Annotated in this window: 17 protein-coding genes and 2 pseudogenes; 5 read left to right on the forward strand and 14 right to left on the reverse strand. The window is 74.3% G+C overall.

Annotated elements, in window-relative coordinates; translation table 11 throughout:
- The first annotated feature begins 141 nt into the window (after window positions 1-141).
- Window positions 142-1,050, forward strand: a complete 909-nt coding sequence (locus FF36_RS27805; RefSeq protein ID WP_044888166.1) for a LysR family transcriptional regulator — start codon at window positions 142-144, stop codon at window positions 1,048-1,050.
- Window positions 1,051-1,110: 60 nt separating this feature from the next.
- Here FF36_RS27805 and FF36_RS27810 read toward each other — a convergent pair whose 3' ends face one another.
- A complete protein-coding gene (locus FF36_RS27810; RefSeq protein ID WP_044888167.1) occupies window positions 1,111-3,738 on the reverse strand; it encodes an MMPL family transporter in 2,628 nt (875 codons plus the stop codon).
- A gap of 502 nt (window positions 3,739-4,240) precedes the next feature.
- Between FF36_RS27810 and FF36_RS27815 the strand changes: the two genes are divergently transcribed.
- The 3 genes and pseudogenes from FF36_RS27815 to FF36_RS27825 form a co-directional block, all read left to right on the forward strand.
- Entirely contained in the window at window positions 4,241-5,755 is a 1,515-nt protein-coding gene (locus FF36_RS27815) for an acyl-CoA carboxylase subunit beta (RefSeq protein ID WP_044888168.1), read from the forward strand.
- A 370-nt stretch (window positions 5,756-6,125) separates the two neighbouring features.
- On the forward strand, window positions 6,126-6,518 hold the full coding sequence (locus tag FF36_RS27820; RefSeq protein WP_044888169.1) for a tetratricopeptide repeat protein: 393 nt from the start codon (window positions 6,126-6,128) through the stop codon (window positions 6,516-6,518).
- A pseudogene (locus tag FF36_RS27825) lies at window positions 6,476-6,682 on the forward strand (carboxyl transferase domain-containing protein); the annotation flags it as partial. The gene FF36_RS27820 and the pseudogene FF36_RS27825, both read left to right, overlap by 43 nt.
- Before the next feature lie 35 nt (window positions 6,683-6,717).
- Here the strand turns inward: FF36_RS27825 and FF36_RS27830 are convergent.
- The 13 genes and pseudogenes from FF36_RS27830 to FF36_RS27885 form a co-directional block, all read right to left on the reverse strand.
- Window positions 6,718-7,809, reverse strand: coding sequence for an LLM class flavin-dependent oxidoreductase (locus FF36_RS27830; protein WP_044888171.1), 1,092 nt, complete (start codon window positions 7,807-7,809; stop codon window positions 6,718-6,720).
- Window positions 7,809-8,630, reverse strand: a complete 822-nt coding sequence (locus FF36_RS27835) for a thioesterase II family protein (protein WP_044888172.1) — start codon at window positions 8,628-8,630, stop codon at window positions 7,809-7,811. Before FF36_RS27835 ends, FF36_RS27830 begins: the two co-directional genes overlap by 1 nt.
- 78 nt (window positions 8,631-8,708) lie before the next feature.
- Window positions 8,709-9,362 (reverse strand): MFS transporter, encoded by a 654-nt coding sequence (locus FF36_RS41610; RefSeq protein ID WP_255355945.1) that lies wholly within the window; start codon window positions 9,360-9,362, stop codon window positions 8,709-8,711.
- A gap of 67 nt (window positions 9,363-9,429) precedes the next feature.
- Window positions 9,430-10,101: pseudogene (locus FF36_RS41615) on the reverse strand (MFS transporter); the annotation flags it as partial.
- A gap of 150 nt (window positions 10,102-10,251) precedes the next feature.
- Window positions 10,252-11,703: an FAD-binding oxidoreductase gene (locus tag FF36_RS27845; RefSeq protein WP_479686799.1), complete on the reverse strand. Its 1,452-nt coding sequence runs from the start codon at window positions 11,701-11,703 to the stop codon at window positions 10,252-10,254.
- Window positions 11,700-13,610, reverse strand: coding sequence for a rhodanese-like domain-containing protein (locus FF36_RS27850; RefSeq protein WP_044888173.1), 1,911 nt, complete (start codon window positions 13,608-13,610; stop codon window positions 11,700-11,702). The genes FF36_RS27845 and FF36_RS27850 overlap by 4 nt, the downstream gene beginning before the upstream one ends.
- The gene (locus FF36_RS27855) at window positions 13,607-15,331 is read right to left on the reverse strand and encodes a dipeptide ABC transporter ATP-binding protein (RefSeq protein WP_044888174.1); all 1,725 of its coding nucleotides are present in this window, start codon (window positions 15,329-15,331) and stop codon (window positions 13,607-13,609) included. Before FF36_RS27855 ends, FF36_RS27850 begins: the two co-directional genes overlap by 4 nt.
- Window positions 15,328-16,407 (reverse strand): ABC transporter permease, encoded by a 1,080-nt coding sequence (locus FF36_RS27860; protein ID WP_044888175.1) that lies wholly within the window; start codon window positions 16,405-16,407, stop codon window positions 15,328-15,330. The genes FF36_RS27855 and FF36_RS27860 overlap by 4 nt, the downstream gene beginning before the upstream one ends.
- Window positions 16,408-16,421: 14 nt before the next feature.
- Window positions 16,422-17,372, reverse strand: coding sequence for an ABC transporter permease (locus FF36_RS27865; protein WP_044888176.1), 951 nt, complete (start codon window positions 17,370-17,372; stop codon window positions 16,422-16,424).
- A gap of 68 nt (window positions 17,373-17,440) precedes the next feature.
- Window positions 17,441-19,114: an ABC transporter substrate-binding protein gene (locus FF36_RS27870; protein ID WP_044888177.1), complete on the reverse strand. Its 1,674-nt coding sequence runs from the start codon at window positions 19,112-19,114 to the stop codon at window positions 17,441-17,443.
- 120 nt (window positions 19,115-19,234) lie between these two features.
- Window positions 19,235-20,503: an acyl-CoA dehydrogenase family protein gene (locus FF36_RS27875; protein WP_044888178.1), complete on the reverse strand. Its 1,269-nt coding sequence runs from the start codon at window positions 20,501-20,503 to the stop codon at window positions 19,235-19,237.
- A complete protein-coding gene (locus FF36_RS27880; protein WP_044888179.1) occupies window positions 20,500-21,672 on the reverse strand; it encodes an LLM class flavin-dependent oxidoreductase in 1,173 nt (390 codons plus the stop codon). The genes FF36_RS27875 and FF36_RS27880 overlap by 4 nt, the downstream gene beginning before the upstream one ends.
- A gap of 47 nt (window positions 21,673-21,719) precedes the next feature.
- Complete coding sequence (locus FF36_RS27885) at window positions 21,720-22,613, reverse strand: serine aminopeptidase domain-containing protein (RefSeq protein ID WP_044888180.1); 894 nt, start codon at window positions 22,611-22,613, stop codon at window positions 21,720-21,722.
- Window positions 22,614-22,703: 90 nt separating this feature from the next.
- On the opposite strand from FF36_RS27885, the gene FF36_RS35675 reads away from it, so the two are divergent.
- The gene (locus FF36_RS35675) at window positions 22,704-22,853 is read left to right on the forward strand and encodes a hypothetical protein (RefSeq protein WP_206778487.1); all 150 of its coding nucleotides are present in this window, start codon (window positions 22,704-22,706) and stop codon (window positions 22,851-22,853) included.
- Window positions 22,854-22,885: the final 32 nt, after the last annotated feature.

Genomic DNA, 22,885 nt, shown 5'->3' on the forward strand with positions numbered 1-22,885 from the left:
CGTGGTTGGGGGTCATCCGGTGCTCCTGACGTCGGCGGTGGCGGCTCCGGACCGGGCCGGGGAACGGCGATCTCTCCAGCCTGCGCACCGCGCGGCCATAAGTCGAAGACATAGTTCTTGTCGGACTCATAAAATCGGTCTATGGCAACGCTGCGTCAGCTTGAATACCTGGTGCGGGTCGTCGACGAGGGGTCGTTCACCCGGGCGGCCGAGCTGCTGCACGTCAGCCAGCCGGCGCTGTCGCACCAGGTACGGGCGCTGGAGCGGGCGGTCGGCGGCGCGCTGCTCGAACGGCTCCCGCGCGCGGTCCGGCCGACGCCGATGGGCCGGGCGCTGCTCCCCCACGCCCGCGCCGCGCTCGCCGAGGCCGAGCGCGCCCGGTGCGCCGCGCGTCGTGCCGCCGGCCTCGAACGCGGCGAGGTGCAGGTCGCCACCGTGTACTCGGTGACCCTGGGGATACTGCCGCCGGTGCTGCGTGCCTGGCACCGGGCGTACGAGGGGGTGCGGGTGCGCCTGTTCGAGCACCGGCACGCCGACGAGCTCGAACAGGCGATGCTCGCCGGGCAGGCCGACCTCGCGATCGGACCGCCGCCGCCGAGCTGGGACGGCCCGGTCCGGCCGCTCGGCGAGGAGGAGTTCGTCGTCGTGCTGCCGCCGGGCGACCCGGCCGTACCCGCCGCGACGACCCAGGTCGGGCTCGGCCGCCTCGCCACCCGGGACTGGGTGCACTACGCCCCCGGTCACGGCCTCGCCGAGGTGTTGGATCGAGCCGCCGCGGACGCCGGGTTCCGGCCCCGCGCCGCGGTCCGCACCGAGCAGACCGCGGCCGCCCCGGTCCTCGCCGCCGCCGGGCTCGGCCCGGCCCTCGTCCCGGCGAGCATCGTGCCCGATCCGTTCGCCGGGCGGGTCCTGCGGGTCGATCCACCGCTGCGCCGCCCGCTGGCCGCCTATGCGCGCGACGAACCCGACGTGCTCAGCGCGGCCTTCCTCGACCTGCTCACCCGGCACACCCGGCTGCTGCCCACCCACGTGCGCGCGCTGCTGCCCTGACGGCCGTACCGCCCGCCGCCCAGGTCAGCAGCCTGAGCGGGGTGACGGCCATCGCCGCCGTCAGTCCGGGCCCGGGTTGGCCGGACGGTGCGGCTCGAACCAGCTCCACGGTGCGGTAGCGGTGGGTCCGGTCGCCGGCCCCGCAACGCCCCGGCCGCCGGGCAGGCGCGCCGCCGCGTCGACCTCGCGACCGGCCACCGCGCCGACGGCGGCACGCGGCGCCCGCCCCCGGGTGCGTAGCCGGGTCGGCACCGTGTCCTCGGCGCGTGCGGACTCGGCCGGCGAGCCGGAGCCGCCGCCGGCGGCCACCCCCACCGGCACGCCCGGGCCAGGCGGCGCGTCGGTGCCGGTGCTGTCGGCAGAGGCGGTCCCGGGCCGGGCGGTCCGCGGCGCGGGCATCCCGTGTGTCCCGCTCGGCGCGGCCGCCCGGTCCGCCGGCTGCGGCGCTCCCTCACTGCCGGGCGCCGTCGACCGCCCCGCGGCGGGCCCGGCCACCGGCCGCCTGCCGGTGGTGTCCCGGGTGAGGTGCACCAGCGCCGGCAGCAGCAGGACACGTAGCACCAGCGCGTCGAGCGCGACGCCGACGGCCAGCCCGAGGCCGAGCAGCTTCATCGTGCGCACCTGCTGGCAGGCCAGCCCGGCGAAGACGGCGATCAGGATCAGGCTGGTCGCGACGACCACGTGGCCGACGTCCGCGTGGCCCGACCGGATCGCCGTCGCCGGGTCCCCGCCGTCCGGCGGCTGCTCCTGCGGGTCCCGCAGCCGGCGCAGCAGGGTCAGGTGCATGCCGATGGCCAGGCCGAAGGAGAGGATCAGGATGAGACCGAGGACGAACGGTTCGATCGGCCCACCGCGCACCCCGAGCAGTCCGGCGAGGCGGCCGTCGCAGAAGACGAAGGTGATGGCGCCGAGCGACGCCGCCGTGGTCAGCGCGCTGGCCCCGACGATCGCCGCGGTGGGGCCGACGCGGCGCACGCTCGCGAGCACGGTCACCCCGAGGACGACGAGTTCGAGGGCCGCGAAGGCCGGCAGCACCCGGGTGAAGCGGGTCGCCATGTCGTCGAACAGCGCGGTCTGGCCGCCGATGTGCACCCGCACGGTCGTGCCGGCGACGGCGGCGGGCACCGCCCGGGTGCGCAGCCGCCGCACGAGGTCGCTGGCCTGCGCCGAGCGGGGCTCCGCCTGGGGCAGGACCTCGATCAGCGCCGAGCGGGTGGCGGGATTCTGCAACACCTGGAAGGCCCTGACCACCCCCGGAGTGGTGCCGAGGCGGTCGAGCAGGGTCGCCAGGACGGCCGGGTCCGCGGCCGGCGGGTTCGCCGCGGGCGGGTTCGCCGCGGGCGGGTTCGCCGCCGGCAGGCCCGACGCGGGCAGGTTCGACACAGGCAGGTTCGACACGGCAACGAGGACGGGACCGTTCAGGCCCGCGATGTAGTCGTCGCTGATGATGTCGTAGGCCCGCCGGGTGGTCACCGACGTCGGGTCGACGCCCCCGTCGCCGCCACCGAGACGCAGTCCGATGATCGGCAGCGCCAGCGCGGCCAGCAGGAGGACCGCCGCGGCGGCGAGCATCCCCGGGAAGCGCCCGACGAGGCCCGCCCACGCCGAGCGCAGACCCGGCCGGACCGGCAGGCCGCGGCCGGTGGCGCGCAGCTGGGTGCGCTCGGTCCAGACCAGCAGGCCCCGGCCGGCGACGGCGAGCGTCGCGGGCAGCAGGGTGGCGATGGCGAGGCTGGCGACCGCGGCCGCGACGAACGCGGCGGGGGCGAGGCCGGCGAGGACACTCGCGTGCAGCGCGCTGGTGCCGAGCATGACGACGGCGAGGCCGAGGCCACCCCAGACGAGCGCGCGCCCGGGCTGGGCCATGCTTGCGGCGACCGCGTCGAGTGGCCGCCGTCCGGCGCGCATCCCGGCCTGGCAGCGGTGGACGACCACGACCGCCGCGCCGAGGCTCGTCCCCACGGCGATCATCACGGCGAGCAGCGGCGCCAGCGGGCTGACCTCGACCCGGTGGGAGAGCAGGGTCACGCCGGCCTGCACCCCCGCGGCGGTCGCGCCGGCGACCAGCGCGCAGACGGCGACCCCGCCCGGCGCGCGTACCACCAGGCACAGGATGATCGTGGCGGCCACGACGGCCAGGGCGATGGGGGTCGTGGAGATGTTCCCCTGGACGATGATCGTCGTGCCGGGGCCCGACATCTCCACCTGGAGGTCCGGCCCGTCGTAGGCGCGGGCGGTCGCGATCAGGCGTCGCACCGCGGCGAGGTCCGGGGTCGTCGCGGCGCCCTTCATCACGACACCCACGATCGCCGCGCGCCCGTCGCGCGCCACCGGCTCGACGCCGAGCAGCAGGCCGCCGGCCGGCCCGTACGGATCGATCGCGGTGGCCACCCCGGGCAGCCGGGCGACCCGCGCGGTCATCGCCGCGATCCGCTGGCGGACGGCCGGGGCGTTGATGTCGCCTTCGCGGGCCCGCACGACGATCATCTCGGCGTCGGGCAGGCCGCCGGGCACGACGTTCGCCAGGGCGTCGGTCGCGAGCTGGGAGTCGGTGCCGGCGACACCGAACGTCTGGTGGTAACGGGCGCCCTCGTGGCCCGCCAGCACGCCGCCGGCAACCAGAACGATCAGCCATGCGCCCACCACGATCCACCGGTACCGCAGGCACCACCCGGCGATCAGCCCCACAGCTCACTCCTCGACGCCCGGGCCGCCACCTCCGGCGCCTCGCCCTGTTTGTCCGTATTCCCGCTACCGCGGGGACAATCTGAGCGCACCAAGACGATCAGCGTCAATGCGTGTCCGGCGCTGTGCGGTCGAGATGGCACGGGGGTGCCGGCCGGTCGCCGTGACTTCGAGGGTCGGCGTTCCGCGTCCGCGAAACCGCGCCGGGACCGGCGGCACCACCATCCCGACCGCGGCGGCGGCCTTGCGGGCAATGGCCGGCACGGTCCGCGGCGACGGAAAAGGCCGGCGAGGAAATGCGGCGGACTTTTCCGGTCCCCGCGAGGGAGCGCGCCCTATCGATTCTTTAGGGGAATGCAAGACCGCTGGTCGACACTGACAGGAACACCGGGGGGCGGCCCGCCCGCCGGTGACCGACCGACCCGTGGCGCGGCGCGGGTGGCGCCCGAGGATCGCAGCTGCGACACCGGGGCGTCGCCACCGGCGTCGTGCGGGAGAGGAAGCCATGACCCAGCCGACCAGGATCGGCCAGACCGCGGTCGTCATCCCCGGCCAGGATGTGCGCGACCCCGGTCGCCGGCTGTCCCAGCTGTTCGACGCGGGCTCGTTCGTCGCCGACGCCGCGCCCGCCGGCGGCCGGGTGCTGGCCGGGCGGGGCCGCATCGACGGCGTGGCCGCGGTCGCCTTCTGCACCGACGGGACCCGGATGGGCGGAGCGCTCGGCGCCGTCGGCGCCCGGCAGATCGTGGCCGCCATCGAGGAGGCCGTCCGCGACGGCGTGCCGGTCGTCGGACTGTGGCACTCCGGCGGGGCGAGCCTGGCCGAGGGCGTCGAGGCGCTCGACGGCATCGGCCAGATCTTCGCCGCCATGATCCACGCCTCCGGGCGGGTGCCGCAGATCTCCGTGGTGCTGGGGCCCGCGGCCGGCGGCGCCGCGTACGGGCCGGCGCTGACCGACGTCGTCATCATGGCGCCCGACGGGCGGGTCTTCGTCACCGGCCCGGACGTCGTGCGCAGCGTCACCGGGGAGCAGATCGACATGGCGGGTCTGGGGGGTGCCGACGCGCACGGCCGGCGCTCCGGCGTCGTCCACGTCGTCGCCCGCTCCGAGAGCGACGCCTACGAGCGGGCCCGGCGGATCACCACGCTGCTCGCCGCGCCGGGGCACGTCGACCTCGACGCCATCACCGCCGAGGAGGCGGCCGCCGACGCCATCACCGCCGAGAAGACGGCCGCCGACGCCGGACAGGAGCGGGTCGCGCCCGACCCGCGCGACCCGCGGTCCCTGCTGCCGGCGCGGCCGCGGCGGGCCTACGACGTGCACCCGCTGGTGTACCGGCTGCTCGACGGCGACGACGGCCCGGGGGGCTTCGAGGAGCTCCAGCCGCGCTGGGCGCCCAACGTCGTCGTCGGCCTCGGCCGGCTCTACGGCCACAGCGTCGGCGTGATCGCGAACAACCCGCTGCGCAAGGGCGGCTGCCTGGACTCCCTGAGCGCCGAGAAGGCCGCCCGATTCGTCCGGATGTGCAACTCCTTCGGCGTCCCGCTCGTCGTCCTCGTCGACGTCCCCGGCTACCTGCCCGGCGTCGGCCAGGAATGGGACGGGGTGGTCCGCCGCGGCGCGAAGCTGCTCTACGCCTTCGCCGAGGCGACCGTCCCCCGGGTCACGCTCATCACCCGCAAGTCGTTCGGCGGCGCCTACATCGCGATGAACTCCCGCTCGCTCGGGGCCACAGCCGTGCTCGCCTGGCCCGAGGCCGAGGTCGCCGTGATGGGCGCCGAGGCCGCCGTCGGCATCCTGCACCGGCGCGCGCTGGCCGCCGCCTCCGACGACGCCCGGCCCGGCGTGCTCGCCCGCCTCGTCGAGGAGCACACCCGTACCGCCGGCGGCGTCGAGCGCGGAGTGGCGCTGGGCGTCATCGACGACGTCATCGACCCGGTCGACACCCGCCCCCGCATCGCCCGCGCGCTTGCCGCCGCGCCGGCGCGGCGCGGCCAGCACGGCAACATCCCGCTGTGAGGGTGGCGGCGCGGCGAAACGTTCCCCGTCGCCAGTCGTCCTGCGCGATGATCGGCCATGACGAGTCGCGAGCACGGTCTGGTCAGGCGTCCGGCACAGGGTGACCGGGCGCTGATCGCCGCCTACGCCGATCCCGCCGACGGAACGTTCACCCCGCTGGAACGGACCGTGATCACGGTGGCGCTGGACGCGCGGCGGCTCGGCCACGCCGGCCCGATCCCCGCCGGCCTGCTCGCCGACGCCACCGCCGGGATGCTGCCCGACCTGGCGCTCACGGAAGACCCACGGTGGATCGACGCCGTGCTGCACGCGTTGTGCCACAAGCCGCGCGCACAGGTCCCGGACGCGACGAGTGCGCTGGTGGCGTCAAGTGCGCTGGTGGCGCGACGTCGCCTGGGCGCGAGAACGGGCCGGCGACTCGGACGGTGCGGCGTGGGCCTACCGGCAGCTCGCGTCCACCGGCGACACCGAGCTGCTGCGCCGGCTCGGCCGTACGCGGGAGCAGGCCCGCGACCACGACCGGGCCGCGTGGGCCTACGAGCAGATCGCCGACGCGGGCGACCCCACCGCGCTGCATGACCTGGCCCGCGTGCGCCGAGCGGCCGGCGACCGCCCCGGGATGCGGCGGGCCTACCTGCGGGCCGTCGACGCCGGGGACACCGACGCCCTGCGCCCCCTCACCGACGCGATGGGCGCCGACGCAGGCCCGCTGCTGCGCTACGGACTGGAGCCCGACGGCCGGGTGTCGCCTCCCTGGTGGTGAGGCCCGGGGCGGGCGGCTGCCTGGACTCCCTGAGCGCCGAGAAGGCCGCCCGATTCGTCCGGATGTGCAACTCCTTCGGCGTCCCGCTCGTCGTCCTCGTCGACGTCCCCGGCTACCTGCCCGGCGTCGGCCAGGAAGGGGACGGGGCGGTCCGCCGCGGCGCGCACGGCAACATCCCGCGGTGAGGGTGGCGGCAGGGCTAGGTAGCGACCTTCTCGCGGACCTCGCGACGGGCAAGCTCCTCGCGCACGAGTGGGATGATGTAGCGGCCCGTGTCGATGGCGTCGCCGATGTTGCCGAGGGTCGGCAGCGAGATCACCTCCGCACCGAGCTCGGCGTACCTGACGAGCGCCTCCGCGATGGTCTCGGGCGAGCCGACCAGGAACGACGAGGCACCGCCGGCCCCGGCGATCGATCGTGGCGTCCAGAGCACACCACCGTCATGTGTCTCGCCCTCCTGCGCGATGTCGCGCAGACGCTGCGAGCCCACGTTCGGCAGGTTGACCTTCAGCACCTCGCCGTAGTGCGCCTTGGACTGCTCGACGAGCCTGCGAGCCTTGCGCTGCGCCAGTTCGTCGGTCTCGGCGACTATCGGCCGGAAGGTGACCCAGAAGCGGATCTTGCCGGTCCGGCCGACCTTCCGCGCCTCCTCGTAGACCCGGTCGATCTGCTGCTTGGTCTGCTCCAGCGGCTCTCCCCACAGCGCGAAGATGTCCGCCTGAGCGCCACCCGCCGCATAGGCGTAATCCGACGATCCGCCGAGGGAGACCGGTATCGGCTCACCGGAATAGGTCTGGTAACCGGGCCCGAAGTCATCGAAGTCGTAGAATTCGCCGTGGTGCGAGAACGGCTCGGTCTTCGTCCACACATCCCGCAGGATCTGCACGAACTCGGCGGAGCGCCGGTAGCGAGCATCCTTCTCGAGATAGTCGCCCTGCCGCTGCTGCTCCTCGTTGCTCGAACCGGAGATGATGTGGACCGCCGTGCGCCCCTTGCCAAGCTGGTCGAGGGTGGACAGCGCCTGGGCGGCGACCGTCGGGAACGACGTGTTCGGCCGCACGGCGACCATCGGCTTCAGACGCTCGGTGTAGGTGAGGATTTCCGCCGAGCGAACGTACTGGTCAGGACCCGCCGAGTGGTAGGCCACCAACGTGTAGTCGAACCCGAAGTCCTCCAGCGTGCGTGTGTATCGACGGATGTACTCCGGGTCGAGCTTGCCACGCCAGAAGTCGGCCGCAAGGCCCGCGCCCGGCTCACGCCAGTGAGCGGCATTGACGAATTCGACCGCCATCATTGTCCTCCTGCTTCGTGGCCGGGTACGGCGGAGTCGAAGGAGCCGCGCCGCGGTGCGAACGGGGCTTGTCCTGCGGCGAGCCCGGCCGAGACCGCGGCCACCACGGCACCCTGCTGGTCGGACAGGTAGAAGTGGCCGCCGGGGAACACCTTCACCTCGAACGATCCGGTGGTGTGCCGGCGCCAGAGCTCGGCCTCGGCGAGCGTCACCCTGGGATCGGAATCTCCCACCATCGCGACGACCGCAGTACTGATCGTCGCGTCACTCGGCGCGGAATACGTTTCGATCGCCTGATAGTCGGCCCGGGTCGGCGGCAGCACCATCTCGACGAGTTCGGGGTCGGCGAGAACCCGCGGATCGGTCCCGCCGAGCTCGCGCATCTCCCGGAGAAAGCCCGCGTCGTCGCGGCGGTGGACGGTCTCGAACCGTTCGGCCGACGGCGCCCGCCGCCCCGACGCGAACAGCACGAACGGCGCCGGCGCCCCGGCCGCCGCGAGCCGGCGGATGACCTCGAAGCCGACGATCGCCCCCATGCTGTGCCCGAAGAAGGCCAGGGGCCGGTCGGTGAGCGGGGCGAGGACCTCGGCGATCCGGTCGGCGAGCGGCGCGATGGCCGTGTGCGCCGGCTCCGCCCGCCGGTCCTGCCGTCCCGGATACTGCACCGCCTGTACCTCGGCGACCGAGGACAACGCCTTCGAGATCAGCAGATAGGTGCTCGCGGCCCCGCCGGCGTGCGGAAAACAAACCAGCCGGGGGGCGTCGGGCGGGCCCGGATGAAACCGCCGCAGCCACCGGTCGACCTCAGCGGACACGGACATCTCCAAACCACCTTTTCCGGCCCGGGCCGGCACCCGGCCGTGGCGTCGGATTCGCCTTTTCCGGAGGAATTCCCATGCCTACACAATAGGCGGTGCGCCGACCATCGGCTCGCCTGGTGAAGGAGCGTCGGCCACATCACGGCCGATGTGTTTCCGCTCGGCGCCCGGGCCCGCGGCGAAAGGCGACAGGACCGAAGGCTGCAGAACGGCAGGCGACGCGGTAGGAGGCGACCCGGCGGCAGGCGACGCGGTGGGCGCGGGGGCCCACCTGCGGTTCGCCGCCCAGGCGGCGACCGCGGCGGCGGCGGAGGCGAGGCCGCCGACGTAGAAGCCGGCGCGGGCGCTGTGGTGCTCGGCGAGCCAGCCGACTCCCAGGCTGCCCAGCGGCGTCGTCCCCTGCAGGATGAGGCTGTACAGAGCCATCACCCGGCCCCGGTAGCTCGGGTCGCTGCCGAGCTGGATGCGGTGGTTGGCCGCCTGGGCGAAGTAGAGGGTCGCGAAGCCGGTCAGCGCCAGCAGGCCGATCGCCGCCGGGAAGGTCGGCGCGACGCCCACCGCCGCCTCCAGCACGCCGAACGCGAACGCCGAGACGATCACCAGCCTGGCCGGCGGGCGGTTGCGGCGGCCGGTCGTGAGCAGCGCGGCGACCAGCGAACCGGCGGCGAGCCCGGTGGTGAGCAGCCCGAAGGAGGTCGCGTCGGCGTGGAAGACGGTGCGCGCCAGCAGCGGCACGGTGCATCCCGAACAGGCCGACGGCGGCCACCAGGCCCAGCACGACGACCAGGTCGGCGCGGCCGAGCACGTAGCGCAGCCCGTCGACGATGCGGGGGGCGACCGCGGGACGGGCGTGGCGGTGGATCTCCGCCGGGCGCATCAGGCGCAGGCCGGCGACGGTCGCCAGGTAGCTTCCGGCGTTGATCGCCATCGCCGGGCCGGTGCCGAAGGCGGCGATGAGCGGGCCGGCGGCGGCCGGGCCGACGACCCGGGCGATGTTGAAGTAGGCGGCGCTGAGCGCGGAGGCGTTGGGCAGCAGCGCGGGGCCGACCAGCTCGCTGACGAACGCCATCCGGGTCGGCGTCTCGATGGCGTTGACCAGGCCGATCGCCAGCGCGAACGCGCAGACCTGCCACAGCCGCACCCAGCCGGCGAACACGAGCAGCGCCAGCGTCAGGGCGAGCAGGCCGGCGACCAGGTTGGCGCCGGTGAGCAGCAGGCGCTTGTCGTGCCGGTCGGCGAGCCGGCCGCCGTAGAGGGTGAGCAGCAGCATCGGGGTGAACTGCAGCGCGGTGACGAGCCCGAGGGCCGTCCCGGAGTCGCCGCTGAGCGACAGGACGAGCCAGTCCTGGGCGGTGAACATCATCCACGTGCCCGTGACGGACAGCACCTGCCCGGCGGCGAAGAGCCGAAAGTTGTACACCCGCAGCGACCGCAAGACACCCTCGATGATCCGCTCCTCGCCCGTCGTGGTCATCGTCACCGGCGTCGATCGTCACCCGCGTCGATCGATACCGGCGTCGATCGATACCGGCGTCGATCGATACCGGCGTCCATGGTCGCGGATGGCGGCGCGCGGCGGGCCCCCTGTCCGGTTCCGCCGCGCGGGGGGCGTTGCCAAGGGGCGTCAGAGGGCGCGGCCGGGATTGAGGATGCCGGTCGGGTCGAAGACCCGGCGCACCTGGCGTTGCAGGTCGTGGCTGCGGCTGCCGAGCTCGGTGGCCAGCCAGCGCCGTTTGAGCACCCCGACGCCGTGTTCGCCGGTGACCGTGCCGCCGAGCTCCAGCGCGAGCGCGAAGATCTGCTCGGCGGCCGCCCACGCCCGGCGCGGGATCTCCGGCTCGGCCGGGTCGACGACGATGATCGGGTGCAGGTTGCCGTCGGCGGCGTGTGCCAGGGTGAAGATCTCCACCCCGGTGGCGGCGCCGATCTCGGCGACGCGGGCGGCGGCCTGCGCCAACCGCCCCCGCGGCACGGCGATGTCCTCGATGAGCACCCGCCCGAGGCGTTCCAGGGCGGGCAGCGCGGCGCGGCGGGCGGCGAGCAGCGTCTCGGCGGTCGCCGCGTCGGCGGAGCGCCGCACCAGCCGGGCCCGGGTGGCGAGGACCGCCTCGGCGGCGTCGGCCTCCTCGGCGGCGCCCGACCCGTCGGTCTGGACGAGCAGGAACACCTCCCCGTGGTCGGCCAGGTCGCTGCCGGTGGCGGCGTCGACGGCCCGCACGGTGCGGGCGTCGAGCAGTTCGGCGACGGCGGGGACGATCCCGGCGGCGCCCAGCGCGGTGACCGCGTCGACCGCGGCGGCGACGGTGTCGAAGAAGGCGGCGAGGGTGACGGTGGCCCGCGGCACCGGCCGCAGCCGCACGGTCGCGCCGACGACGACGCCGAGGGTGCCCTCGGAGCCGACGAACAGGCCGGTCAGGTCGTAGCCGGCGACGCCCTTGACGGTGCGCCGCCCGGTGCTGATCAGCTCGCCGTCGGCGAGGACGACGTCGAGGCCCAGCACCGACTCGCGGGTCACGCCGTACTTGGCGCAGCGCAGCCCGCCGGCGTTGGTGGCGATGTTCCCGCCGATCGTGGAGATCGCCGCGCTCGCCGGGTCCGGCGCGTAGCACAGGCCGGCCTCGCGGGCGGCGGCGTCGAGATCGGCGGTGATCACGCCCGGTTCGACGACGGCGACGGCGTCGTCGACGGACAGCTCGCGGATGCGGTTCATCCCGGCCAGGTCCAGCACGACACCGCCCGGCGCGGCCGCGGCACCGCCGGCGAGGCCCGTGCCGGCGCCGCGCACCGTCACCGGCACCCCGCGGGCGACGGCGACCCGCAGCACCGCCTGCACGTCGGCGACCTCGCGGGCGAACGCCACCCCGAGCGGGCGGCCGTCGGGGATCCAGCCCGAGCGGTCGAGGCGGTGCGCGTCGACGACCGCCGGGTCCGTACTCCACCGGCCGACGGGCAGCGCGACGGCGAAGGCGTCCGCGCGGATCACGTCCGCGTCCACCGGGCCGGCGGCGCGGGCCCGCGGCGCGATGCCGGCCGCCGACGGCCGGGGCGCCGACGGCCGGGGCGGAGTGGCGGTCACCGCGGGCCGGTGGCGACCGGCCGGGCGGGGTCGGACGACCACGCCGACCAGGAACCCGGGAACAGCGCCGCGTCGAACCCGGCGACGGCGAGGGCGGCGATCTCGTGTGAGGCCGTCACCCCCGACCCGCAGTACACCCCGATCGGGGCCTGCGTGGCGCCGCCGCCGGCCGAGGCGCCGAGGGCGAGGAAGCGGGCGCGCAGCTCCGCGGCGGGCAGGAACCGGCCGGCGGCGTCGAGGTTGTCCCCCGTCGACGCGCTGACCGCCCCCGGGATGTGGCCGGCGCGCGGGTCGACCGGCTCCACCTCGCCGCGGTACCGCTCGGGCGCGCGGGCGTCGAGCAGGATCCCCTCGCGGGCCACCGCGGCGGCGGTGTCGGCGTCGAGGACGGGCAGGTGCCCCGCCTCGAGCACGATGTCGCCGGGCAGTGGGATGATCTCTCCGGTCTCGATCGGCAGGCCGGCGTCACGCCAGGCGCCGAGCGCCCCGTCGAGGATGCGGACGTCGGCGATGCCGGCCCAGCGCAGCAGCCACCATGCCCGGGCGGCGGACAGCCCGCCGTTGTCGTCGTAGACGACGACCGGGCGCCCGGCGGTCAGCCCCCAGGAGCGGGCGGCCTGCTGAAGGTCGGCGAGCTCGGGCAGCGGGTGGCGCCCGGCGGTGCCGCCGGGGGCGGCGGCGAGCTCGGTGTCGAGGTCGACGTAGACGGCGCCCGGCAGGTGACCCTCGCGGTAGTGGTCGTGACCGTGCGGGTCGCCGAGCGCCCAGCGGACGTCGAGCAGCAGCGGCGCCTGCGCCGAGCCCAGCTCGTCGTGCAGCGCCTTGGCGTCGACGAGTACCTCGCCGCTGGGCTGGCGGCCCGCCCCGGACCCGCGCGCCACCCGGCCCGCGGCCAGCAGCTCGGCGAGGTCGGCGTCGCCGAGGCCGCCCGGCGGGGTGCCGAGGCGGGCGGCGACGGCGATGCGCCGCTGCACGCCCGCGTTCACCGGGGCGGTCAGGCCGTGCAGCCGGGCCAGCAGGACGATCTCCCCGTTGAGGAAGTCCGATTCGACCGAGCCGCCGCGGGCCAGGCTCTGCCAGGTGGAGCTGCCCTGGCGCGGGAAGCCGGGGATGTCGTGGATGACGAGCTGGGTGTGGTCGAACCCGCCGTCCTGGCGCAGGTCGGCGATGTCGATGCCGGCGGCGTCGAATGCCCGGCGCGCCTCGGCGACGAGTTCGGCGGAGGCGGCGTCGCGCCGGGGGCTCGGCGGGTAGAGGGCGTCGAGGTTGTAGGCGAGGTTGCCGAGCAGCTTGCCGGCCTTCCAGCGGCCGATGTCGTCGACGATCCGCACGGCGCTCGCCCCGCGGCGCAGGTCGGCGGCGATCTGTTCGACGGCCGGGTCGCCGACGCCGCCGCCGGGCGCGCGGCCCAGCAGGAAGCCGGCGACGAGCGGCGCCGCCGGGGAGATCACCTCGCCCGGCCGCAGGTGCGACGACGGGCTGAGCACCATCGCGTCGACGACGACGGCGAAGCGGCGCAGCGCGGTGCGGGCGTTCTCGATGCCGTTCTGCAGCAGCACGACGGGCAGCGCCTCGGCGGCCGTGGTGCGCCCGCCGTCGACCGGCTGCCAGGCCCAGGCGGCGAGCAGGGCCTCGGAGTCCTGGGACTTGGTGGCGAGCACGAGGACGTCGCCGGAGCGCAGCTCCACCTCGTCCGGCCCGCCGGCCACCGCCAGGTCCACGCGCCGTTCCTCGGCCGGGCCACCCTCGGTGGCCGGCGGGCGGAGGTAGCGCAGCCCGTGGGCGCGCAGCGCCTCCAGGTTGGCACCCCGGGCGACGACGACGACGTCGATGCCGGCGAGGTGCAGCTCCGCGGCGATGGTCGCGCCGACCGCGCCGGCTCCGATGACTATGTACCGGCGGCTCATCGCCCCGATCCCTTCTGTCGTGTCTGGTGGGACGCCGCGGCCGGGGCGGCGGCGAGCTCGGCGGCGAAACGCTGGCCGGGGACCGCGCCGAGCAGCTCGCGGGTGTGCTCCTCGGCCGGTGCGGTGAGGATGGTCTCGGCGGGTCCGCTCTCGACGATCCGCCCGCCCCGCAGCACCGCGACGTGGTGGGCGAGCTGGGCGACGACCGCGAGGTCGTGGGAGATGAACAGGTAGCCGACGCCGAGGTCGGCCTGCAGGCGCAGCAGCAGGGTGAGGATCTGCTCCTGCACGGACACGTCGAGCGCCGACACCGGCTCGTCGAGGAACACCAGTTCGGGTTCGAGGGCGAGCGCCCGGGCGATCGCGACCCGCTGGCGCTGGCCGCCGGAGAGCTCCGCCGGCTTGCGGTCGGCGAACGCGGCCGGCAGGGCCACCTGGTCGAGCAGTTCGCGGACCCGGGCGGCGCGGCTGGCCCGGTCGCCGACCCGGAACGACACCAGCGGCTCGGCGATGGTCTGCGCGACGGTGAACCGCGGGTCCAGCGAGGAGTAGGGGTTCTGGTGGACGAGCTGGAAGCGCCGCCGCAGCGGGCGCAGCTGCGACCAGCCGGCGTCGGTGATGTCGACGCCGTCGAGGTGGACGCGGCCCTGGGTCGGCTTCTCCAGGCCCATCGCGATGCGCAGCGCGGTCGTCTTGCCGGAGCCGGACTCGCCGACGAGGCCGAGGGTCTGCCCGGCGCGCACCGACAGGGTGACATCGTCGAGGGCGCGGAACGTCCGCTCGCCGCCGGCGGTGCGCGGCAGCCGGAAGTCCTTGCCGATCCCGTCCAGGCGCAGTACCTCGGGCGCCGGGGTGACGTCGGTGAAGTGGGGCACGACGCCGCCGGCGTGCGACAGCGCCGGGGCGGCGGCGATGAGGTGGCGGGTGTAGGGCTCGCGGGGCCGCAGCAGGATCGCCGCGGGCTCGCCCTGCTCGACGATCCGCCCGCGCTGCATGACCACGACCCGGTCGGCCCGGTCGGCGGCGACACCGAGATCATGCGTGATGATCAGCAGCGACGCGCCGGTCTCGGCGACGAGGCCGCCGAGGTGGTCGAGGATGCGCCGCTGCACGGTGACGTCAAGCGCGCTGGTCGGCTCGTCGGCGACGATGAGCCGGGGATGCCCGGCGATCGCGATGGCGATGAGCACCCGCTGGCGCAGTCCGCCGGACAGCGCATTGGGGTACTGCCGGGCGCGCACCGCCGGCTGGTCCACCCCGGCGCGCTCCAGCGCCTCGATCACCTCCGCGCCGACGAGGCGCTTGTCGACGCCGCGGCGGCGCACCACCTCGGCGATCTGCCCGCCGATGCGCATCGTCGGGTTGAGTCCGACCATCGGGTCCTGCGGGACGAGCCCGATGACGTTGCCCCGGAAGGTGCGCAGCACCCGGTCGGGCGCACCGGTGACGTCGGTGCCGGCGATCCGGATGCGCCCGGCGGTGATCACCCCGCTCGACGGCAGCAGCCCGAGGATCGCGTTCGCCGTCGTCGTCTTGCCGGAGCCGGACTCGCCGACGACGGCCACCGTCTCCCCGGGGGCGATCGCGAGGTCGACCTCCTCGACCGCCAGGGTGGTGCGGCCGCGCTGGTGGTAGCCGACGGACAGCCCGGCCAGCTCCACGATGGGGCTCGTGTCGGCGGGCGTGACGGGGCCGTCGAGCGGCGCTGCCTCGGTGCTCAACGCTGCATCTCCTCGAGGGTGCGGGCGATGTGGTTGAGGCTGAACACGACCAGGCCGACGAACAGGCCGGGCAGCAGCGACAGCCAGGGGCTGGTGATGAGGAAGTTGCGGCCGTTGGAGATCAGCGTGCCCCACTCGGCGGCGGGCGGCGGCGTGCCGAACCCGAGGAAGCTCAGGGAGGAGATGGTGAGCACGGCGGTGCCGAAGTCGAGCACGGCGAGCACGGACACCGGTCCCCACGAGTTCGGCAGGATGTGGCGCGCCAGCACCCGCCCCCAGGAGGCGCCGCCGGTGCGCGCCGCCTCCACGTAGGGCTGTTCCTTCACCCGTAGCACCTCGGCCCGGGTGGTGCGGGCGAAGGTGGGGGTGATGGTGACCCCCACGGCGATCGCGATCGGCAGCAGGCCGAACCCGAGCGCGGTGACGATCACCAGGGCCATCAGCAGCATCGGGATCGCCAGCAGGATATCGATGATCCGCATGAGCACGCTGTCGACCCAGCCGCCGAAGAAGCCGGCGACGACACCGATGGCCAGGCCCGCGACGATGGCGATGAGCACCGCACCGCCGGTCGCCTTGATGGTCAGGGTGGAGCCGTGCAGGACCCGGCTGAACAGGTCCCGGCCGAGTTCGTCGGTGCCGAACAGATGGTCCAGGCTCGGCCCCTTCAACTTGTCGGTCGGGGACGTCGCGGACGGCTTGTACGAGGTGAACAGGGAGGGCAGGAGGCCCGACACGATCACGAAGGCGACGAACAGCGCGGCGAGGACGAACCCCGGGCGGCGCAGCAGCGGTCCGGCCGCCGCGAACAGGTCGTCCCGGCGTCGCCGATTCTCCCCGTCCACACCGGCGTCGCCCACTGCCGGCGCAGGTGCCGGTTCCGGTGCTGGTGCCGCGGTGACGGTTGACGCCGCGGCACCGCCCGCCGCCGCGAGATCGGTCGCGACGGCAACCGGCGTTATCGGTGGGGCGCCTGCGGCCGGGGCGGCGGCGCGGGCTTCGGCCGCGCGCTGCTCCGGCGCCGCGACGAGGTCGGGCCCGCGGTCGGACTTCGGGGAGAGGATCTTGTCGGGCATCGGTGCGGTCCCCCTCAGGCTGCTCGACCCGCGCGTGCCACGCGCGGGTCGAGCAGCGAGTAGAGCAGGTCGACGAGCAGGTTGACCACGACGAACAGGGCCGCCGCGATCAGGACGATGGCCTGGACGACCGGCACGTCCTGGCCGAGCACCGCCTGCTGCGCGAGCTGGCCGATGCCGTTGCGGGAGAACACCGTCTCGACGACGACCGCGTTGACGACGGTGTACCCGACGAGCACGCCGAGCAGGGTCAGCGCCGGCAACGAGGCGTTGCGCAGCGCGTGCCGGACCTGGATCGTCCAGCGGGACAGGCCCTTGGCCCGGGCGGTGGTGATGTAAGGCTCACGCCAGGTGTCGTTGAGGCTGCGGGTGAGCAGTTGGGCGAGCATCGCGGAGGGCGGCAGGCCCAACGTGATCGCCGGCAGCACCAGACTGCGCCAGCCGTGGGTGCCGGTCGCGGGCAGCCAGGTCAGCGAGAACGAGAAGACCTGGATGAGCAGCAGCCCGACGAAGAACTGCGGCAGTGAGACGCCGACCGCGGGCAGCCGGGCGAGCAGCACCCGAGCCGGGCGCCACTGGACGTAGGTGGCGAGGAAGGCGATGCCGAGGCCGAGCACCAGCACGACCCCGATCGCGACGGCCGTGAGCGCGATCGTCGAGGGCAGCTTGTCAGTGATGAGCGAGCCCACCGAGACGTTCTGCGTCAGCGACATCCCGAAGTCGAAGTGCAGCGCCCTCCACAGGTGATGGAAGTACTGCACGACGATCGGGTCGTCCAGGCCGTAGTGCGCCTTCAGGTCGTGCAGCTGCGCCGGGGTGAGCTGGCTGACGTCGGCGCCGCCCGCGCTGAGCTGCAGGGTGATCGGGTCGCTGGGCAGGACGTTCAGGATGATGAAGGTGACGGTGTAGGCCGCCCAGAGCACGAGGAGTGCCTGGGCGACCCTACCGGCGAGATAACGGGGCATGTGGGTACCGGTCCTACGGTGGCGGGTTCCGGTCCCACGGTGGTGGTTCCGGTTCTAGGTGCGGGGTCCTACTTGGACAGCCAGATGTCGTTGGCGCGCAGGAAGCTCTCCGAGGTCCACGCGAAGCCGTGCACCTTGCCCGAGACGCCGGCGGTCTGCAGCCGGTCGTAGAGCGGGAAGGCCACCCCGTTGTCGATCAGGGCGTCCTGCAGGTCCTTGTAGGCGGCGGCGCGCTGGGTGGGGTCGGCCGTGGACAGCCCCTTGGCGAACAGTGCGCTGATCTTCGCCGCGGTCGCCGGGTCCTGGGAGTACTTCGCCGTGTACTGCTTGGAGACGGCCTGGTCGAGCGACGAGCCGAGCACGCTCGGGTCCGCCCGGGTCAGGTAGCCGCCGGAGAGGTCCCAGTCGCCGGCGTTGCCGGTCGGGGTGAGCTGCGCGGCCGTGACGACCTTGATCTGGTAGTCGATGCCGACCTTCTTGAGCTGGTCCTGGACGAGCTGGTCACCGGGGCCGGCCGCGTTGGTCAGGTAGGACAGCGTCAGCTTCTTGCCGTCCTTGTGGCGGTAGCCGTCGGAGCCCAGCGCCCAGCCGGCGGCGTCGAGCAGCTTGCCCGCCCCGGCGGGGTCGTAGACGAGCTTGGCGGACTGGTCCACCGCGTACGGGGTGGTCGAGGTCACCGAGCTCTTGGCCACCGGGTAGCCGTCCCAGTACACGGTCTTGGCGTAGCTGGTCAGGTCCAGTGCCTTGTACAGCGCCTTGCGCACCTGCAGGTCGGCCAGCGGGCGGCCGGCGGTGACGTTCGGGATCAGCAGCCCGATGATGCCGGGCAGGGCGCGGGTCTGGATGGTGGCGCCGGAGGCCTTGATGACCTGCTGGTCGGCGGAGGTGATCGGCTGGCGCGGCCAGGCGATGTCGATCGTGCCGTTGGTCAGGCTGCCGACCCGGACGTTGTCCTCGGCGATGTAGCTGACGTCGATGCCGTCGAGGTACGCCGCGCCCTTGTTCGCGATCAGCGAGCTGGGCCAGGCGTAGCCGGCGCGCTTGGTGAGCTTGACCGACTTGCCGGCCGAGTAGCTGTCGAGGGTGAACTCGCCCGAGCCGATGATCTTGCCGGCGCAGCGTGCCTCGGGCGTCTCCTTGTACGTCGCCGGCGACAGGATGGCCGTCGTCGTCGTCGAGGAGGCCTGCAGGAACGCGGCGTTGGGAGTGGCGAAGTCGACCTTGACGGTGTACGGGTCGACGACGGTGGTCGACTTGTAGCCGGCCAGGTAGGTGAGGCCGAGCGTCGACTTGGCGCCGAGGTCGTGCAGCCCGTCGTAGGCCGTCTTCACCGCGGTCGCATCGAACTTGGTGCCGTCGCTGAACGTCACGTCCTTGCGCAGGTTGAACGTGTACGAGGTGGCGTCGGGGCTCACCGTCCAGCTCGTCGCGAGCCAGGGGACGATCTTGCCGGTCTTCGGGTCCTGGTCGGTCAGCGAGTCGGCCACGTTGCGGTCGATGCTGCGGGACTCGATCCAGTACACCTGGTTCGGGTCGATGCAGGACTGGAAGTCCGACCAGAAGGCGATCTTCAGGCGCCCGCCGGGGACCGGCTTGCCGTCCTGCGTGCCGCCGGCCGCGGAGGTGCCGGAGGAGCCGGAGGAGCCGCCGCTCCCGCAGGCCGCGAGGGAGACGGCCGCGAGGACGGAGACGGCTGTAGCGGCCAGCCGTCGCCTCGTTCGGTGACGGTGCGACGTGGACATGGTGATGGTGCTCCCCCTTGTGACGTTCCGCGACGAGCGGACGGGATGAATGGGACGGACGGGATAGACGGGACGGACGGGATTCCAGGCCCGACGGCCGGGACGGTGGGGACGCGGCGGCTAGCCGGCGGCAGGCGCTGCAGCGGCAGGCGCTGCGGCGGCGAGGACGCGGCGGCCCGCGATGAGCAGCGCGGTGTCCTCCTGCGGCGGGTGGACCCGGACGCAGTGGACGTCGCGCAGGTGGCGTTCGAGCGGGTTGCGCCGGGTCAGGCCGGGGTTGCCGATCGCGGCGACCGCGGTCTGCACCGCGGTGATCGCGGCCCGGGCGATCAGCGGCTTGGCGAGGATGGAGCGCTCCGCCGCCTGCGGGGCGTCCTCCTCGAAGCGGCGGGCCACCCCGAAGGCGATCTCCTCGGCGGCGACGAGCTGCGCCTCGATCTCCCCGGCGACCGTCTGGATCCGTTCGGTCGTGGCGATCGGCCGGCCCAGCGCGGTGGGGACCCGCTCGTTGGCGAACCGCAGGAAGAACTCCTGCGCGGCCCGGGCCACCCCGATGTAGAGGGCGGTCGCCCCGATCCCGACGGCGGCGAACCCGGCGTCCGGGGTCTGGGCGGAGGCGGGCAGCCCGTGGAAGTTGGCGGCGGGCACCTCGACGTCGCGGTAGATCACGTCGTGGGTGCTGCTCGCCCGCAGCCCGAAGTGATCCCAGGTGCGGACGATCTCGATGCCGGGCGTGTCGGCGGGGATGATCACATGCCCGAGCAGCGGGTCGTCCTCCTCGGTGGCGACCCAGACCAGGTGGTAGCTCAGCCCCTCGGAGCTGGTCGCGAAGCCCTTGCGCCCGTTGACCACCCAGCCGTCGGCGGTGCGGCGGATCTTCGTCGCCGGCAGGCCGCCGCGGGCCGGCGCGCCGAGCTCCGGCTCGGCCCGGATCGCGTTGAGCAGCACCGGCCGCTCCAGCGAGTCGGCGACGACCTTCCGGTAGAGCTCGTCGGGCCAGAACGGGTCACGGGCCTGCAGCACGTGCTGGAAGACGGTCATCGCGGAGACCAGCGCCACCGACGGGTCGCCCTTGCCGAGCGCGAGGAACACCCGGATGCTGTCGGTCGGGCTCAGCGCCTGCCCGCCGTAGCGCGGGTCGATGCCCAGGCGCAGCAGGCCCGCGTCGTGCACGGCCTGCACGCCCTTCCAGGGGAACTCCCCCGACCGGTCGTACTCCTCGGCGGTGGCGGCGATCTGGGCGCCGACCCGGGCCAGCGCCTCGTCGGAGATGTCGACCGCGGGCAGCGGCGCCGCGGACACGGCCTCGCCCGCCGGCACGGCCGTTCCCGCCGGCACGGAGCCGGCCTCGACGGTCGACGACACGATCACGTCGGACGGGGCGGTCATGACGCCACCTGCGCCCCGGCCGCGCCGACGAGTTCTGGCTGGGGCAGTCCCGCGTCGAGTGGCACGACCTCGCCGCGCCGGCCCGTCGCCTCCCGGTGGGCCAGCTCCTGGCGCACCAGCGGCAGGACGTAGCGGCCGTAGTCGACGACGTCGTTGAAGTTGTCGTAGCCGCGGATCGAGATCAGCTCGGCGCCGAGGTCGACGTAGTCGAGGATCGCCGCGGCGACCGTCTCCGGCGTTCCGACCAGCGCCGTCGACGCCCCGGCGGCGTTGGTCGCCTTGGCGGTGGCGGTCCACAGCGCGCGGTCGTGCACCTCACCGCGGGCGGCGGCGGCCAGCAGCCGCTGGGAACCGACGTTGGCCGGGGTGGCGTTGCCGCCCACCCGGAAGCCCTTGTGGACGATCCCGCCGTTGCCCTGCAGGACGCCCAGAATGCGGTGCGCCTTCTCCCAGGCGAGCTGTTCGGTCGGGGCGATGATCGGCCGGAAGGTGACCCAGATCCGCGGGGTGTCGCTGCGCCCGGCGAGGCGGGCCTGCTCGTACACCGCGTCGATCTGCTGCTTCGTCTCGGCCAGCGGCTCGCCCCAGAGCCCGAAGATGTCGCCCTTGGCGCCGCCGACCTGGTAGGCCTCGGCCGAGGAGCCGCCGACCGACACCGGGATGGTGCCGTTGACCGGCCGGACCAGCGAGACGAAGTCCTCGAACGAGTAGTAGGTCCCGGCGTGGTCGAACGGGGCCGTCGAGGTCCACACCTTGCGCAGGATGTCGATGTACTCCGACTGCCGGGCGTAACGCTCGGTCTTGCTCAGTCGGTCGCCCTCGCGAGCCTGCTCGCGGTCGTCACCACCGGCGATGAAGTGCACGACGGCCCGGCCACCGCTGAGCTGATCGAGCGTGGCGAGCTGCTTGGCGGCGACCGTCGGGTACATCGTGTTCGGCCGCAGCGCCACGATGGGCCTGACCCGCTCGGTGTGCTGGGTGATCGCGGAGGCCAGGGTGAACGGGTCGTGGAACGACGAGCTGTAGGCCACGAGCGTGTAGTCGAAGCCGCCCTCATCCAGCGCCCGCGCGTACCGCTTGAAGAACGGCAGGTCGATGTCGGTCTGCCCGAGCCGGTTGAGCTCGTTGGATTGGTTGATGTTGATCGCGCTGATGAACTCGACGGGCATCGGGGTCCTCCGGGAAGGCGGTCAGGCGCGGGGGTGGTGGGGGCAGGTCACGACCAGCGCGCGATGGCAGGCAGCTCGCTGCCGAGCCGCAGGCGTTCGAGGAACAGCACGACGGCGGCAGCGGCGGTGCGGTGGGTGGCGTCGTTGAGGGCGTCGTGCTTGCCCCCGTCGATGGTGACCAGCTCGGCCCGGGGCGCCGCCGCGTAACGGGCGCGCACCTGGCCGAGCGGGCTGACGAGGTCCGCCGTGCCGTGCAGGCCCAGCACCGGCAGGTCCACCCGGCCCAGGTCGCCGTCGGCCAGCCAGGCCGGCGGCACGGGCGTGTCCAGGCCCCCGCGACGCAGGTGCGGGTCGGCGCTGAGCCGGGCCTGGTGGGTCGGGCAGGCCGTACGGGCCGCGAGCTCTGCCGCCCAGCGACCCTCGCCGTCGGCGTCCTCGCCCCCCGCCGCAGCTCCTTCCGCTCCGATTGCCCCCGCTCCGATTGCCCCCGCTTCGGTTGCCCCCGCTTCGGTTGCCCCCACCGCGACCGAGGTGGCGGCCGCCGCGGAGGCCGGGCCCGCCGGAGCCGGGGCGCCGGCGGTGGCCGGCGGCAGGCCGACGAGCAGCAGCGCGTCGGCCTGCACGGTCCCCGTCGCGGCGAGGGCGGCGACGAACGCGGCACCGGCGTCGGAGCCCGCCAGGACGCGGGGCGCGGGCAGGTCGGGGTCGCTCAGCAGGGTGCGGATGTCCGCCGTCACCGCGTCCGCGTCTGCGGTCGGGTCGCCGACGACGCGCACGCGGTACCCGTCGAACGCGATCCGGGTGCCGAACCGCTCGTAGACGCCGGGGTGCTCGCCGCGTCCGACGACCAGGATGATCGTTCCACGTGGGGCGACGGCGGGCGGGTTGTCCCACGCGGCAATGGTCGAGGCCGGCGCGGGGGAGAGCTGGGCGGAGGTCATCGAGGCGTCCTTCGTCCGGGAGAGGGGACTCGGTCGGGTCAGGGGCCCGGGCCGGGGGTACGTGCGGTCGGATACAGGCGGTCGGGGCGGGTGGTGATGGTGGATGCGCTGGGCGCGGTGGCCGGTGGCGCCGGGCCTGGCCGGCGCGAGCACACCGGGGCCGGCGGGCCGTCGACGCACGGGGCAGGCGCGCACGGCCGGCCGTCCGAGCACGAGGGCACGGCGGCGGCGGAGACGTAGCGAGAAGGACGGCTGGGCGGAGGCGGCCGGGC

Source organism: Frankia torreyi, assembly GCF_000948395.1.
Classification (GTDB): Bacteria; Actinomycetota; Actinomycetes; order Frankiales; family Frankiaceae; genus Frankia; species Frankia torreyi.

Coding starts and splice junctions, on each gene's coding strand:
- FF36_RS27815 (WP_044888168.1), top strand. CDS start 4,241: ATGACCCAGCCGACCAGGATCGGCCAGACCGCGGTCGTCATCCCCGGC.
- FF36_RS27865 (WP_044888176.1), bottom strand. CDS start 17,372: ATGCCCCGTTATCTCGCCGGTAGGGTCGCCCAGGCACTCCTCGTGCTC.
- FF36_RS27830 (WP_044888171.1), bottom strand. CDS start 7,809: ATGGCGGTCGAATTCGTCAATGCCGCTCACTGGCGTGAGCCGGGCGCG.
- FF36_RS27875 (WP_044888178.1), bottom strand. CDS start 20,503: ATGACCGCCCCGTCCGACGTGATCGTGTCGTCGACCGTCGAGGCCGGC.
- FF36_RS27885 (WP_044888180.1), bottom strand. CDS start 22,613: ATGACCTCCGCCCAGCTCTCCCCCGCGCCGGCCTCGACCATTGCCGCG.
- FF36_RS27805 (WP_044888166.1), top strand. CDS start 142: ATGGCAACGCTGCGTCAGCTTGAATACCTGGTGCGGGTCGTCGACGAG.
- FF36_RS27835 (WP_044888172.1), bottom strand. CDS start 8,630: ATGTCCGTGTCCGCTGAGGTCGACCGGTGGCTGCGGCGGTTTCATCCG.
- FF36_RS27860 (WP_044888175.1), bottom strand. CDS start 16,407: ATGCCCGACAAGATCCTCTCCCCGAAGTCCGACCGCGGGCCCGACCTC.
- FF36_RS27870 (WP_044888177.1), bottom strand. CDS start 19,114: ATGTCCACGTCGCACCGTCACCGAACGAGGCGACGGCTGGCCGCTACA.
- FF36_RS27850 (WP_044888173.1), bottom strand. CDS start 13,610: ATGAGCCGCCGGTACATAGTCATCGGAGCCGGCGCGGTCGGCGCGACC.
- FF36_RS27880 (WP_044888179.1), bottom strand. CDS start 21,672: ATGCCCGTCGAGTTCATCAGCGCGATCAACATCAACCAATCCAACGAG.